The organism is Paraburkholderia sabiae (assembly GCF_030412785.1).
Classification (GTDB): Bacteria; Pseudomonadota; Gammaproteobacteria; order Burkholderiales; family Burkholderiaceae; genus Paraburkholderia; species Paraburkholderia sabiae.
Genome location: NZ_CP125295.1, coordinates 5,102,881 through 5,117,308, shown reverse-complemented (window position 1 = coordinate 5,117,308; position 14,428 = coordinate 5,102,881). Strand labels below are relative to the sequence as shown.

General features: G+C 64.8%; 16 protein-coding genes. 8 read left to right on the top strand and 8 right to left on the bottom strand.

Going from position 1 to position 14,428, the window contains the following annotated elements:
* Window positions 1-45: 45 nt before the first annotated feature.
* Complete coding sequence (locus QEN71_RS23035; protein ID WP_201657318.1) at window positions 46-531, bottom strand: DUF2147 domain-containing protein; 486 nt, start codon at window positions 529-531, stop codon at window positions 46-48.
* A 347-nt stretch (window positions 532-878) separates the two neighbouring features.
* Between QEN71_RS23035 and QEN71_RS23030 the strand changes: the two genes are divergently transcribed.
* Window positions 879-1,592, top strand: coding sequence for a DUF2968 domain-containing protein (locus QEN71_RS23030; RefSeq protein WP_201657313.1), 714 nt, complete (start codon window positions 879-881; stop codon window positions 1,590-1,592).
* Window positions 1,593-1,763: 171 nt separating this feature from the next.
* Here QEN71_RS23030 and QEN71_RS23025 read toward each other — a convergent pair whose 3' ends face one another.
* On the bottom strand, window positions 1,764-1,934 hold the full coding sequence (locus QEN71_RS23025; protein ID WP_201657311.1) for a hypothetical protein: 171 nt from the start codon (window positions 1,932-1,934) through the stop codon (window positions 1,764-1,766).
* Window positions 1,935-2,204: 270 nt separating this feature from the next.
* Here QEN71_RS23025 and QEN71_RS23020 point away from each other — a divergent pair, with 270 nt between their 5' ends.
* Window positions 2,205-2,441, top strand: a complete 237-nt coding sequence (locus tag QEN71_RS23020) for a hypothetical protein (RefSeq protein ID WP_201657307.1) — start codon at window positions 2,205-2,207, stop codon at window positions 2,439-2,441.
* 54 nt (window positions 2,442-2,495) lie between these two features.
* Here the strand turns inward: QEN71_RS23020 and hfq are convergent, their stop codons facing one another.
* Complete coding sequence (gene hfq, locus QEN71_RS23015) at window positions 2,496-2,942, bottom strand: RNA chaperone Hfq (protein ID WP_201657304.1); 447 nt, start codon at window positions 2,940-2,942, stop codon at window positions 2,496-2,498.
* A gap of 503 nt (window positions 2,943-3,445) precedes the next feature.
* On the opposite strand from hfq, the gene QEN71_RS23010 reads away from it, so the two are divergent.
* The 6 genes from QEN71_RS23010 to QEN71_RS22985 all read left to right on the top strand — a co-directional run bounded on the left by QEN71_RS23010 (window position 3,446) and on the right by QEN71_RS22985 (window position 7,766).
* Window positions 3,446-3,595: a hypothetical protein gene (locus QEN71_RS23010; RefSeq protein ID WP_201657301.1), complete on the top strand. Its 150-nt coding sequence runs from the start codon at window positions 3,446-3,448 to the stop codon at window positions 3,593-3,595.
* A gap of 33 nt (window positions 3,596-3,628) precedes the next feature.
* A complete protein-coding gene (locus tag QEN71_RS23005; RefSeq protein WP_201657297.1) occupies window positions 3,629-4,147 on the top strand; it encodes a sigma-70 family RNA polymerase sigma factor in 519 nt (172 codons plus the stop codon).
* Window positions 4,148-4,178: 31 nt separating this feature from the next.
* Window positions 4,179-4,973 carry an anti-sigma factor family protein gene (locus tag QEN71_RS23000; RefSeq protein WP_201657294.1) on the top strand — a complete coding sequence of 265 codons (795 nt, stop codon included), beginning with the start codon at window positions 4,179-4,181 and terminating at the stop codon, window positions 4,971-4,973.
* A 238-nt stretch (window positions 4,974-5,211) separates the two neighbouring features.
* Window positions 5,212-5,715 carry a hypothetical protein gene (locus QEN71_RS22995; protein WP_201657291.1) on the top strand — a complete coding sequence of 168 codons (504 nt, stop codon included), beginning with the start codon at window positions 5,212-5,214 and terminating at the stop codon, window positions 5,713-5,715.
* A 69-nt stretch (window positions 5,716-5,784) separates the two neighbouring features.
* Window positions 5,785-7,365 (top strand): FAD-binding oxidoreductase, encoded by a 1,581-nt coding sequence (locus QEN71_RS22990; protein ID WP_201657288.1) that lies wholly within the window; start codon window positions 5,785-5,787, stop codon window positions 7,363-7,365.
* Window positions 7,366-7,373: 8 nt separating this feature from the next.
* Entirely contained in the window at window positions 7,374-7,766 is a 393-nt protein-coding gene (locus QEN71_RS22985; RefSeq protein ID WP_201657285.1) for a hypothetical protein, read from the top strand.
* Here the strand turns inward: QEN71_RS22985 and QEN71_RS22980 are convergent, their stop codons facing one another.
* The 5 genes from QEN71_RS22980 to QEN71_RS22960 all read right to left on the bottom strand — a co-directional run bounded on the left by QEN71_RS22980 (window position 7,767) and on the right by QEN71_RS22960 (window position 14,393).
* A complete protein-coding gene (locus QEN71_RS22980; RefSeq protein ID WP_201657282.1) occupies window positions 7,767-8,696 on the bottom strand; it encodes a DUF1571 domain-containing protein in 930 nt (309 codons plus the stop codon). It abuts the gene before it with no gap.
* Window positions 8,697-8,759: 63 nt separating this feature from the next.
* Window positions 8,760-10,550: an AMP-binding protein gene (locus QEN71_RS22975; protein ID WP_201657279.1), complete on the bottom strand. Its 1,791-nt coding sequence runs from the start codon at window positions 10,548-10,550 to the stop codon at window positions 8,760-8,762.
* Window positions 10,551-10,627: 77 nt separating this feature from the next.
* On the bottom strand, window positions 10,628-11,968 hold the full coding sequence (locus tag QEN71_RS22970) for an acetyl-CoA C-acetyltransferase (RefSeq protein ID WP_201657276.1): 1,341 nt from the start codon (window positions 11,966-11,968) through the stop codon (window positions 10,628-10,630).
* An 87-nt stretch (window positions 11,969-12,055) separates the two neighbouring features.
* Window positions 12,056-12,973, bottom strand: a complete 918-nt coding sequence (locus QEN71_RS22965; RefSeq protein WP_201657273.1) for a MaoC/PaaZ C-terminal domain-containing protein — start codon at window positions 12,971-12,973, stop codon at window positions 12,056-12,058.
* A gap of 4 nt (window positions 12,974-12,977) precedes the next feature.
* Complete coding sequence (locus tag QEN71_RS22960) at window positions 12,978-14,393, bottom strand: 3-oxoacyl-ACP reductase (protein ID WP_201657270.1); 1,416 nt, start codon at window positions 14,391-14,393, stop codon at window positions 12,978-12,980.
* Window positions 14,394-14,428 lie beyond the last annotated feature (35 nt).

The following is a 14,428-nucleotide window of genomic DNA, read 5'->3' as shown; positions in this document are numbered from 1 at the left end:
TCGTCGAGTGCGTGCGACATATCGCAGTCACGCAACGCAATCATCTCAGTTCTGACGAACCCACGTCTGCGATCGCCCGAGCAGCGATACGCCGATATATCCACGTACCACCAGCTTCTGTCCGCCGTCCTCGACGTGCATCTTGCACTTGTAGAGCTTGCCGTTCTCCGGGTCGAGAATCTGCCCGCCGTCCCAGTTGTCGCCGTCCTTTTTCATATCGCTGATGATCGTCATGCCGAGAATCGGCTGATCCTTGCGTGCGTCCGTGCAGGCCGTGCAGCGGCGATCGGGTTGGTCGTTGGCGCCCAGTCCCTTGATGACCTTTCCGCTGAGTGCGCCGTTGGCGTCCTGCGAAATCTGCACGAGCGCCTTCGGTTGGCCCGTGTGATCGTCGATGGTTTGCCATGTGCCGACGGGCGTGTCGGCCTGCGCAAAAGCCGATGCTGCACCCGCCAGCAGCAGGCCGGCGACAAGCGCCTGTTTGACCGGTTTGCCGAACGCGCCGCGCGCGCGTTGTGTGAGCGATGTCATTGTCTTCCTCCTTGTTTGAAAGTCGTCGCGATGCGTGTCGCGCGGCGCCGTGTGAAGGTCGTGCGAGGCGGCGCCATGCCTGTTGCCTGCTGATTCGGAGAGATTTGGAGAGGGCAGAATACGTGAAAGTGTCTGCATCGTTTGATAGTGAAGCCTCTAATTGAGACCCGTTTCAGAGGCGTAGAGAACGTCGTGTCGACACGCGGATTGCGCGCTGCTGTCACCGAGCCAGTCACAGGAAAAGAGGCGTAAGCAGCAAATTTTCGACGAGGAACCCGTAACCCGCGAAAGTGAGTAATAATTAGACGGTTTTGCAAAAATTAAAACACGACACGAGCAGAAATTACATGGACCAGAAGTCGAAAGTGCGACACATCGTGATGTCGGCAATGATCGTTTTCGGGGGCGTTCAAGGGGTCTACGCGCAGAGTTCTGCCTCTAACGGCACGGATGCTTCGGCGAGCGCAATCGTCGCGCAGACGACGCCTGCCGCGGCTCCTCTCAGCGCCGCGAGCCAAACGATTGCGCTCACGCCTGACGAAGCGAAGCAGTCGGCGACAGGCAATGTCGCGGAACTGCAACAGATGATTCACAGCAACGATCTGACCGAACTGCGCACGAGCTACAACGGCAGTTACGGCGCGAGCCTGATGTTCTACGGCAAGGACATGACGTACTACGTCGCGCTCTTCCAGCAGAAGAACTTCTGGCGCGTGATCAAGACGCAGGACGAAGCCCGCGCCGAACTGATCTATCGCGACTTTGCGCGTCAGACGGTGCAACTGTCCGACGTCGAGATTCGCCGCACGAAACTCGAAGCGCAAAAGGCGTACACCGATCGTCTCGTCGCATTGTCGCAGGAACGCGCGAGCCGTCTGCAGGCCGACCTGAACATTGCGCACGAGCAGCAGACTATCGTCAACAGCATGCAGCAGCAGACCCGCGCAGAAGCGGCAGCGCTCGCGCAGCAGAAGGCGCAATCGCAGGAGCAGTTGCGTGCGACGCAGCGTCAGGTGCGCGATCTGCAGCGTCAGCTCGAAAGCGGCTTGACGGCGCACTGATGCTGTCCGAGCCGCGCAAGCCCTCGCGGGCTGCGCGGCTTCGCTCATTCACTCGATCCGAACCTCGTTCGTCCGCATAGCTGGCGGGCGAGCGTTCGGCTTGCTCCACGCGCCTGGCAATTCGCGTGCGTCACACGCATCTCGCGCGGCTTCGTCCCGCCATCAAAGTTATCAACGCGATTTCTTCTGCTTGCCTTGCTGGCGGTCGTCGTCATCCTCATCGGGATCGACCGCAATGGGATCGCTCGCGGGAAAGGTTTCGTCGAGCGCCTCGTCGAGACGTTCGTCGCTGGACGGGTGTTCGTCAGGTGTCTTCGGGGTGTGCTGTTTCGACGTGGACATGACTGGCTCCGCTACGAAGTTGGACAGGATCGATAACCCAGCATAGCGCAATCGCGCGAACGAAGCTGATCAGGCCAATGGCATAGGACGGAAGCACTTCCACCGTGACGCGAATCGTACGGTTGCGTCGACGCGGCTTGAAGATCGCGAAAGCATGTTGTAGGTTCCATGCAGGCCGATGGAATTTTTCGCGAGATCGTTCGTTATTACGTTGTCACATGACGCCGGCGCATACGTAGCGCCGTGCGCGGCTGGCTTACGAGGGCGACCATGCAACCGAACGGATATGGCAGCGGACAACGCTTGAACGCGTCGCATGTTGTCGAATCGGAACTGGAGCATCTGGAGTGGGCGATGCGTCAACCGATGATGCATCTGCTGAACGCCCGCTACTGGCAGCGCCGGGTGCTCGAAGTGAAGTGTGGATACGAACTGACGGCCCAGCAGGGCGTGCGGATCGAGAGGATGCTGAAGCAGCTGGCTAATACAGCTAATCGCCCCGGGTAGCCAGCCCACGGGCGATAAGCGGGCGCACCGGCAGCGCGCCCGCAACGGCAATACTTATTCGTGACCGCCGTTGTTGCCCTGGTCGTTGCCGTTGCCTGCGCCATACAGGCGCCGACGGCGCGTAACGACGACGGGGCCATCCGACGACGAAGAAGACGAACGGTCGGACGAGCCTTGCGATCCGCCATACGGCTCGCGCGGTTCACGCGGCTCGCGATGTTCGCGCGAACCGTGCGGTCCACGTGCGGAATGATCGCCGTGCGACGGACGACCTGCGCGCGGCGCCGGACGCGTGCCCGTGTCGAGCTGGATCGTCGAAATGGCGCGCTTGTAGATGCCTTGCAGCCCGACGGGCGTGCGCAGCATCACCAGATACTGGTCGAACGACTCGATGCAACCCGTCAGGCGGATGCCGTTGACGAGATAAATCTCGACGCGCTTACGTTCTTTGCGCGCAGCGTTCATAAAGTCGTTTTGCGGATGCGATTCTGCGGAAGGCATGGACAATTGTGTAGAGAGAAACGGTTGTTCAGCGGGATTTTACCCGTTGTCGCTCTGCGCCGACATGAAGGGCCTCAAACGCTGAACCGGCTGACGCCCACTATAACCACTTGTGGGCGCGGAAGCATCCTTTAAAGACCAAGTGTAACGTTGAGTTACGAAATCCTGCGCCGCTATGCGGGCCATCCCACGTTCGCGATGCGGCGCAAACTGCGGGCCACGTCGACGGCTACTCTTTAGTTGAGCGATTTGTGCCGTCCACACGCAATACAGCGGAATAAATCGCGCACCGTGAGCGTTTATTGGTCAGGCATCGCATGCAATTCAGCGAAGCCGTGAAACCCGGAACGGATACATCGCGGTCGATGCCCGTTCTCGCAACAGGTTTCCCATGTTCGCAATCGGTCACCGGCGTCGCGGCATGTGCCGCACGCGCGTGCGCATCGCCGGTTCAACGCATGGCCGCGCGATCCGTCGCGCCGGACCGTGCAGGAGGGTTCTACATGAAAGTGTCCAGACTGGTATCGGCTGTATTCGTCGTGCTCGCATTAGGGGTGGCGTCGCTGTCGCTGACGGCATGCCAATCGACGGGCGACATGAGTTCGGGAGGCGCCAGCAGCAGCGGCACGAGCGGCAGCAGCGGCGGCTATTGATGACGCCTGCGCTCGCATGACGGCAAACGCCGGGTGAACTTCGAAGCTGAAGTGATTTCGTGGCTCCCGCAGTTGCGGCGCTATGCGCGCGCACTGACGGGGGACCCCGCATGGGCGGACGACCTGGTTCAGGATACGGCCGAGCGTGCGCTCGCGCGCTGGAAAGGTTTCCGACCTGACAGCAATCTGCGCGCGTGGCTGCTGACCATCCTGCGGCATCTGTATATCGACCAGTTGCGGGTGCGCCGCGAAATCGCCGTCGATGACGAGAGCGCGCCGTGGCGCAATCTCGAAGCGCCGCGCGGCGAAGTCGACGGTCTGGTGTTGCGCGATGTGCAGCGCGCGCTTTATTGTCTGCCCGTCGAGCAGCGCGAAGTGATGCTGCTTATCTGTGTGGAGGAATTGAGCTATCAGGAGGCATCCGTGGCGCTCGGCGTGCCCATCGGCACGGTGATGTCGCGGCTGTCCCGCGCCCGCGAGCATATGCGGGCACTGTTGACGGAGGGGCCCGTGCACAAGTCGCCGGCGCTGAAAGTGGTGAAGGGCAGGTGACGGCAGGTGACGAACGGGTGAAAACGGCGCAATGAACAACGACGAAAACACTACCGGTTCCGCGAACGCGCCCGACCTGCGCGCGCTGTCGGCGTTCGTCGATAACGAACTGCCCGAGAGCGAACGCGCCGCGGTGCGCGAGCATCTGGCGCACGACCCGCAGGCGGCTGCGCAGGTCGCGTCGTGGCGCGCGCAGAAGGCCGCGCTGCAGACGCTGTGCGGCACGCCCGAGCGCGAGGAGCCGCCGTTCATCGTGTTGCGCGCGCGCGTGCCATGGTGGCGGCGCGTGGCCGCCGCCGCGTGCTGGCTGGCCGTCGGCGCGGGGCTCGCGCTGGTGCTCGGTCCGCTGGTGCCGCGTCTCGGCGGCGGCGCCAATGGCGACGTGATGTCGTTTGCGCGGCGCGCCGATATCGCCTACGCCGTCTATACGCCGGAGCGTCGTCATCCCGTCGAAGTTGCGGCCGCCGAAGAAGAGCATCTGATCAACTGGCTGTCCAAACGGCTGAACCGTCATCTGTCCGTGCCGTCGCTGCAGGAGTACGGCTATACGCTCGTCGGCGGACGGCTGTTGCCGGGCGAAGCAGGACCCGCCGCGCAGTTCATGTACGAGAACCAGAGCGGTGCGCGCCTCACGCTCTACGTCACGGGTATCCCGAAGGACGAGACGGCGTTCCGTCTGTTCCGCGACGGCAATCGCCGCACGTTCTACTGGATCAGCGATCACATGGGCTACGCGCTGTCGGGCCCGATCGAAGAAGCGAAACTGCGCTCGATCGCGATCGAAGTGTGTGGCGAACTCGGCGGACGTCCGGAGACGTGGCAGTAGTCGCGTGCGTCGGCTTCGGCCGGAAACATCGCGTAACACAATGTCCTTCGCCGCGCGGCGTGCATCAGGAATAGCGCACGGCACACACGCGTTCTGTTAATGCAGACGCGTGTTCGGTCATTCGTGGCAAACGGAAGCGGCTTCGCGCCGCACGCGTCCTGCGAGGCGAATCGATGGCGTCTTCACGGCGACGGCACGCACAGGTGCCGCGACGCCGCACCGTCGGGCAGGACAGATCATGCGTACTTTGCCTGGATTTGGCGCGACGCTGTGCGTGTGCGCCGGATGCGCCGTGCCGGCTTCACCGCCCGTCGCCGCGCAGGAGCCGCTCAACGATCAGATGACATGCCGCACCGTCGTCGGTCAGGCGGAGATCGACGGCACGATGCAGCAAATAAGCGGCGTCGCGTGCCAGCAGCCGGACGGGACGTGGCAGATCGAACAGGGCAGCGACGCCGCCGATGCCGCCGTCGTCTATCCGATTCCCGCCTATCCTTACTATGACCCGTGGTACTGGGGACCGCCCGTTGCAGTGGGGTTCGGCGCGTCGTTCGTGTTCGTCGACCGGTTTCATCACTTCCATCACATGAACCATGTGCATTGGGGACAGCCGGGCGGCGGCATGATGGGCCACGGCGGATTTCATGGCGGATTTCATGGCGGATTCCACGGTAACGGCGGCACGCATACGTGGGGCGGCATGGGCAGCATGGGCAGCATGGGCGGCGGGCATCGACGTTGATGCATGCGGCGGTGCGTGTTGCGCTAACGCTAACGGTCCTGTAGTGCAGTCGAAACATGAGGGAGCACCTTGACACGCATCCTGCCGCCCGACGTTTCCGCCGCGACGTTCGATCGCGCGCTCGCCGCCTTCGAAGCGATCGTCGGCGCCACGCAGGTCGCGTCGTCGGCGGCGAGCCTTGCGCCTTATGTCGATCCGTTCGCGCCGGGGCCGCTCGCGGCCTCGTTCGTGCCGTCGGCGGCGCTGTTGCCCGCGAACGTCGACGAAATCCGCGCGATCCTGCGCGTGGCGAACGAGTACCGCATTCCGCTGTGGACAGTCTCGACGGGGCGCAACTTCGCGTACGGCGGCGCGGCGCCGCGTCTGCCGGGCTCGGTCGTGCTCGATTTGCAGCGGATGAACCGCATTCTCGCCGTCGACGAATCGCTCGCGTATGCGCTCGTCGAACCGGGCGTCAGCTACTTCGATCTGCATCACTATCTGCGCGAGCGCGGCTACAAGCTGTGGGTCGATCCGCCCGCGGCGGGCTGGGGCAGCATCGTCGGCAATACGCTCGAACGCGGCTTCGGCACGACGGCCTATGGCGATCACGCGGCGACGCAGTGCGGGATGGAAGTGGTGCTCGCGAACGGCGACGTGGTGCGCACGGGCATGGGCGGCATCGAGATCGGCACATCGTGGCAGGCGTTCCGATACGGCTACGGGCCGTCGTTCGATCCGATGTTCATGCAGTCGAACTACGGCATCGTCACGAAGATGGGCGTCTGGCTGATGCCGGCGCCGAGCGCGTATCGGCTCGGCGAAATCCAGTTCCGGCGCGACGACGATCTGGAAGCGATCGTCGAGACGTTGAGGCCGTTGCGCCTGAACGGCACGATCGGCAACCAGGCGGTGATCGAAGGCGGGCTGCGGCGCGCGGCGGGTCTCAGCGCGCGCTCGCAGTGGTATCGGGGCGCGGGCGCGATGCCGGAAAGCGCGATTGCGTCGATGATCGAGAAGCTGAACATCGGCCGCTGGAATCTGCACTACGCGCTGTACGGCGAGCGCGAAGTCATCGACGCGCAAGAGGTTATCGTCCGGCGCACGTTCGGGCGCATTCCGGGCGCGCGCATGCTGTCGAAAACCTACGATGGCAGCGCGGAACCCGAAGCGGGCGGCGACCGCAACCTCGCCGGCATTCCGGCGATGACGGCATTCCGGATGCTCGACTGGCGCGGCGGACGCGGCGCGCACGTGGACTTTTCGCCCGTATGTCCGGCGACGGGCCGCGACGCGATGCGTCAATACACGATGGCGAAGGCGCGTGCGAATGAATACGGCTTCGACTACTACGGCGGCTTCACGGCGGGCGAGCGGCATCTGCATCACATCGCGGCCGCTATCTTCGACGGCAGCGACGCGCGCCAGAGCGAACGGGCGGGCGATCTGCTGCGAGCGTGGATGAGCGACGCGCACGGCGCGGGCTACGGCGAGTATCGCTCGCATCTCGTCTACATGGATTTCGCGGCGGCGCGCTACAACTTCAACGACGGCGCGATGCTGCGGCTGTCGGAGACGGTCAAGGACGCGCTCGATCCTGCGGGCATCCTGTCGCCGGGCAAGCAGGGCATCTGGCCGAAGGCGTTTCGCAACTGGCGCGGCTATACGTAAGAGGCGACATGCAGCGACGCACTTTCCTCGCAGCGGGCGCGTGGCTTCCGGCGACGGCGGCCTGGCGCGTGCCGTGGCTCGACGCCGACGACCTGCGCGCGGCTCTCGTGCTGATCGACAGCACGTTGCCCGAAGCGGCCGCGCTATCGGATCGCGCCGCGCGCATGCGTCTACCCGTGATCGACCTCGGCGCCGCGCCGCACACCGATATCGCCGCGCTCTGGTACGACACGCTCGTGCCGCGCGCCGCGCAGTCGGAAGGGCGTCTGACGCTGATCGGCGTCACACGCGCCGCGGACTATTTCGTGCTCGCGCGTCTCGCGCTGCCGCCCGCCGCGCGGACGACGCACGCGCGCAGCGTGCCGCAACGCGCGTCGGTTGCATTCGCACTCACGACCTGATCAGAACCTGTACTCGGGGTTCTTCGGATCGAACGCCATGTCGTCGAAGGTTTTCGGCGTGATCGTGAGGAACACGATGCGTTCGAAAATCTGTCCGTCGTTGCCATACGATTCGGCCATCCGGAAATACGGATGCCGCAGATCGAGCCCGAGCACTTCCTTCTTCGCGTAGTAATCGGGCTGGCCCGTCGGCGTCTCGTAGGTGAAGGCGATCACGCGCACGCCATCGACGGTTCTCACGTCGATCTGCGCCGGATGCCGGATGCCCGCTTCGGCGAACTTCTTCCCTTCGTCGAGAAACTGCTGCGCGATGAACTCGGTGCCGAGATCGCGCACCCGATGGTTCGACTGCGAGCGAGCCAGGCTGCCGTTGACCGACGTCCACAGCGGCATGATGTTGAAGATGCCGCCGAGGTGCCCGTACATCTCGTCGGCGCGCTTCGATTCGTCGTAGATGATTTCCTGGCCTTTGTGCGGACCGTCGGGCAGCCAGCGCGCGTAGATGCGCAGCGGCTCGCGCGTGAGCCGCACCAGCATGCGATCGGGCCGGCGCGGCCAGATGCCGCGAATGCGCTCCTGGCGCAGCATCGTGAACTCGTACGACGGATAGCCGTTCGGTCCTTCCTCGATATAGCGCGGCAACGTCATGGGATCGAACGCTTCGAACAGCGCGACCAGTTGCGCGTCGTCCATCTGTTCGAGCGTGCCCGTTTGCGCGGCGTTGCGCAGCCATTTGACCTGCTGCTCGAGCGGCAGGCCCGCGACTTTCGACGCGATATCGCTCGCGAGCGGCGCGCGCTGCGCGGTGGGCGCGGACGCCTCGTTCTGCGCGAATGCGGCCGCCGTGCTGACAACGAGTGCACACGCGAACTGCAGCGCGCGCAGCTGCATCCAGCGCGAGCGCCGTTCCACAACCTTCGGGTAACGCATGCATCGCTCCCAAAAGCGCGGACGGCCTCGCTGCTGGACGACGTCGTCAGACGCGCGCAGCCGTCACGGGTTTTTCTGTTTTGCCAGCTCCTGATCGCGCAGCTCGCGCCGCAGGATCTTGCCGACATTCGTTTGCGGAAGCTCGTCGCGGAACTCGACGACCTTCGGCACCTTGTAGCCCGTCAGATTCTTGCGGCAATGCGCGATCACCTGTTCCTCGGTGAGCGAAGGATTGCGCCGCACGACGAACACTTTCACGCGCTCGCCCTGCGCGACATCGGGAATACCGATCGCGGCGACTTCGCGCACGTCGGGATGCATCGCGATCACGTCCTCGATCTCGTTCGGATACACATTAAAACCTGAGACGAGAATCATGTCTTTCTTGCGGTCGATCAGGCGGATATAGCCGCGCGAATCCATCACGCCGATATCGCCCGTCGCGAGCCAGCCGTCGTCGTCGAGCACCTTCGCGGTTTCCTCGGGACGGTTCCAGTAGCCTTTCATCACCTGCGGACCCTGCACGCACAGTTCGCCCGGCTCGCCGATGTTCGCCCAGCTGCCGTCGTCCTTGCGAAAACGCACCTGCGTCGACGGCGCGGGCAGACCGATCGAGCCGTCGAACTCGCGCATGTGCTTGAGATCGACCGGGTTCATCGACACGATCGGCGAACATTCCGTCAGCCCGTAGCCTTCGATGATCGGCTTGCCCGTCACCTCACGGAAACGGTCGGCGACGGCTTTCTGCATCGCCATGCCGCCCGCCATCGCGAGCTTGAGCTTCGAGAAGTCGCGCTGGCGGAATTCCTCGTTGTCGAGGAACGCGTTGTAGAGCGTGTTGACGGCCGTGATCCCCGTGAAGGTTTCGTTGCGCAGGATCTTCATCACCATCTTCGTGTCGCGCGGATTCGCGATCAGGATGTTGCGCCCGCCGAGTCCCATGAAAATCATCGCGTTCACGGTCAGCGAATAGATGTGATAAAGCGGCAGCGGCGTGAGCACCGTTTCGATTTCGTCGGTCAGCTGGCTTTCGGCCCACACCTTCGCCTGCAGCAGATTCGCGACGATGTTCCGGTGCGTGAGCATCGCGCCTTTCGCGACGCCCGTCGTGCCGCCCGTGTATTGCAGGAAGGCGAGGTCGGCGGGCGAAATCGGCACGGGCGAGAGCGTGCGCTTGTAGCCCGTCGCGAGCGCATCGAGCAGCGGCACGGCTTGCGGCAGGTTGTACGCGGGCACGAGCTTCTTCACATGGCGCAGGATGAAGTTGATCAGCTTGCCCTTGAAGTTCAGGCCTTCCTTGAGCAGATCGCCGAGCCCCGTGACGACCACGTTCTGCACGCGCGTGCCGGGCAGCGAGTCTTCGACCGTCTTTGCGAAGTTCTCGAACACAACGATGGTCTGCGCGCCGCTGTCCTTCAGTTGATGCGACAGTTCGCGCACCGTGTAGAGCGGATTCACGTTGACGACGATCGCGCCCGTCTTCAGCACGCCGAACAGCGCGACGGGATACTGAAACGTGTTCGGCAGCATGATCGCGACGCGGTCGCCGGGCTTCACGCCGATACTCTGCAGATACGCGGCGAACGCCGTCGCCTTGCGCGCCAGTTCGCCATACGTGAGGCTTTCGCCGACGCTCACGTACGCGACGCGCTCGCGAAAGCGCGTCGTGCATTCGTCGAAGAACGCGACGACGGACGCATACTGCGACGTGTCGATCTCGCGCGGCACCTCGGGCGCGTAGGACGCGTACCAGATGCCGTCGGTGTTCGGCGCGCGCTGCGTCGGCGGCTGTGCCTGCGTTTGGGTCTGCGTCTGCGTTTGCATCGCGGAGTGCGAAGTGGTCGGCTCGGTCATCGTGCGTCTCCCTCTACCAGCATTGTCGTTGTATGTGTCGTGTGCATGAATCGTGCAATGTGCGGTGGCGCGCGATTCTACCGTTCCAGAATCGCGACGACACCCTGGCCGCCCGCCGCGCAGATCGAAATCAGTCCGCGCGCGGTGCCCGCCGGCTTGTCGAGCTGCGCGAGCAGCTTCGCGAGTCCCGCGACGATGCGTCCGCCCGTCGCCGCGAACGGATGGCCCGTCGCGAGCGATCCGCCGTTCACGTTCATTTTCGCGCGATCGATGCTGCCGAGCGCGCCGTCGAGTCCCAGCTGCGTGCGGCAGTATTCGTCGTCCTGCCAGGCGGCGAGCGTGCACAGCACCTGGGCCGCGAACGCCTCGTGAATTTCGTAATAGTCGAAATCCTGCAACGTCAGGCCCGCGCGTTTCAGCATGCGAGGCACCGCGTACGCGGGCGCCATCAGCAAGCCTTCTTTCTTTTCGAAGAAATCGACGGCGGCCGTTTCGTGCCACGTCAGCCACGCGAGCACGGGCAGATTGTGCGCGGCGGCCCATTCCTCGCTCGCGAGCAGCACGGCCGATGCGCCGTCCGTCAACGGCGTCGAGTTGCCCGCCGTCATCGTGCCCGCGTCTCGGTCGAATACGGGTTTCAGCGACGCCAGCTTGTCGAGCGTCAGGTCGCTGCGCAGATTGTTATCGCGCGACAGGCCGCGATACGGCGTCATCAGGTCGTTCAGAAAGCCGCGCGCGTACGCTTCCGTCAGCTTGCGATGGCTGTCGTAGGCGAGCACGTCCTGGGCTTCGCGCGAAATGCCCCAGCGCTTGGCCATCAACTCGCAATGCTCGCCCATCGACAGGCCCGTGCGCGGCTCGCTGTTGCGCGGCAGCAGCGGCCTGAAGAACATGCCGGGCCGCAACTTCGCGAGCGCGCCGGCGCGCTGTCCCGCCGACTTGCCGCGATTCGCTTCGAGCAGGATCTTGCGCAGCTTTTCGTTGACGCCGATGGGCGCATCCGAGGTCGTATCCACTCCACCCGCAATCCCAACATCTATCTGTCCGAGCGCGATCTTGTTCGCCACCAGAATCGCTGCTTCGAGGCCAGTTCCGCAGGCCTGCTGCACGTCGTAGGCGGGCGTTTCCTTGGCGAGCGTGGTCGACAGCAGCGCTTCGCGCGTCAGATTGTAGTCGCGCGAATGCTTGATAACGGCGCCCGCCGCGACTTCGCCGAGCCGTTCGCCGTGCAGGTTGTAACGATCGATCAGCCCTTGCAGCGTGAACGTCAGCATGTCCTGATTCGAAGCCGTCGCGTACGCGGTGTTCGAGCGCGCGAACGGGATGCGGTTGCCGCCCAGTATCGCGACGCGGCGCACGGCGGGCGGCGCGTTCGTCTGTGCTTGTGACTGTGACGCGGACTGTGACTCATTAGACATCGGGTGGCTCCCTGTGGCGTGTTCCGCCGCGCGTCGCGCGCGGCGTCCATGCAAACTCGTGAAAGCGGATTCGCGGTTGCGGATTCGCTATTGCAGATTCCACTGGAAGCGGCCGCGCAGATGCGGCTTGCCGCCCGTCGGATCGCGCACCTCGAACTCGCGCGAAGTGGGCGAGGGCGACGCCGTCCATAGCGACGCTTCGCCAGGCAGCAGCATCGGCAGCTTGAATTCGCCCGCGAGTGTCGCGTCGGCGAGCCGCTTGGGCGGCTGCAACGCGGCCGCCGTGCGCGCGAGCGTCCACATGCCGTGCGCGATCGCGCGTGGAAAGCCGAATGCCTTTGCGGAGAGCATCGACAGATGGATCGGATTGAAATCGCCCGATGCCTTCGCGTAATCGCGGCCGAGTTGCGACGCCAGTTGCCAGCGTGCCGCGCGTGCGAGTGTCTCAGAAGGCGTTTCCAGCGGCGACAGCGGATCGCCGTCCGCCTGCACGCCGCGCTTCAGATAAACGCTGTCGCCGTCCCACACGGCTTCGCCGCGCCGATAGACCCTTGTTTGCAGCACGAACGCCTGCCCCTTGTCGTGACGCAGCCGCGCGCCGAATTCGACTTCGACGCGCAACGTGTCGTCGAACGAAAGCGGGCGGCGCATGTGCACGCTATTCGCCAGATGCACGATGCCGAGCGCGGGCCACGGAAACGCCGGGTCCGTCAGCAACAGCAGATGCAACGGAAACGCGAGCAGATGCGGAAACGTAAACGGAATGCCTTGCTCGGGAAAAAAGCCGCATACGCGCGCATAACGTTCGATCGCGACGGAATCGAGCGACACGGCGGGGCGCACGAGCCGCAGCGCGGGCAGATCGGTCGGCCGGTTGCGCTGGAAGCCCTTGATCACGCCCGACAGTGCGCGCGCATAGAGCTTCGCGGGCTTGGGCAGTTCGGGCAGCACGACCGTTTTCGGGCGCGGCGCGCCGAACATCGAGCTGGAGTCGTAGAACGCCATGAACTCACGCTCCTATCAGGCTTTGTCCGCACACGCGCACGAGCTGGCCCGTCACGCCCGCCGAACCCGGATGCGCGAGCCACGCGATGGCTTGCGCGACGTCGGCGGGCTGGCCGCCCTGGCTCATCGAATTCATCCGGCGGCCGGCTTCGCGCAGCGCGAGCGGCATCTTCGCCGTCATCTGCGTTTCGATGAAGCCGGGTGCGACCGCGTTGATCGTGATGCCGCGCTGCGCGAGAAACGGCGCCATGCTTTGCACGCGCCCGATTACGCCCGCCTTCGACGCCGCGTAGTTGGTCTGACCGAGATTGCCCGCGATGCCGCTGATCGACGACACGCACACGATGCGCCCGCCGTCGCGCAGCGTGCCCACTTCGAGCAGCGCGTCGTCGATGCGCTCCTGCGCGGACAGATTGATGTCGATCACGTCGCGCCACGCCGCCGCGCTCATCTTCGCGATGGTCTTGTCCTTCGTGATGCCCGCGTTGTGCACGAACACGTCGACGCCGAGTTCGTCGAGCGCGGCCGCGATCTGCGTCGGCGTCTCGGGCGCGGCGATGTCGAACGCGAGCGCCGTGCCGCCGATCTGGCGCATCGTGGCGTCGAGCGCATCGGTGGCCGACGGAATGTCGATGCCGATCACATGCGCGCCTTGCGCCGCGAGCACGTTCGCGATCGCCGCGCCGATGCCGCGCGCCGCGCCCGTGACGACGGCACGCTGGCCCGCGAGCGGCTGGGTCCAGTCGAAGTCGGCGGGGAGCCTGGAGGGCGCCGTGCCGATCCGTACGGTCTGGCCTGACACATAGGCCGAACGCGGCGACAGGAAAAAGCGCAGCGTCGATTCGATGCCGGCTTCCGCGCCTTGCGCCACATAGATCAGGTTCGCTGCGATGCCGCGCCGCGCTTCCTTGCCGAGCGAACGCGTCACGCCTTCGAGCGCGCGCTGCGCAGTCCAGGCGCGCGGCGTCGCGCGCGATTCGGGCGGACGGCCGAGCACGACGATCCGGCCGGATTTGTCGAGCGAACGCAGCGCGTCGTGAAAGAACGTATAGAGCGAGTCGAGCTGCGCGCTGCTGTCGATGCCGCTTGCGTCGAACACCAGCGCCCGCACCCGCGCCTGCGAGCCGCCGGAAGGCTCGGCGGGTTCGAAGCGGCCCGTCATCAGACCGTGGCGGTTGGCGAGCGGCACCCACAGGCCCGCGCCCGGATGCGCGACGCTCGTCATGCCGATATGCGCGACGACGTCGGCGAGGGCGTCCAGCAACTGAGGCGACGGCCCCGCGCCGACGGCGACGATGCCGTCGAATTCGGGCGCATCGGCGCGGTAGCGGCGCAACACCTCGGGCTTCGGCAAACCGAGCGAGCGCGCGACCCGCGCGCCCAGCGGCGAATTGACGAAGTTCAGGTAGGAATCGTTCATTCTTATTGGCTCCCGGCCGGACGCATGGCGTCAGT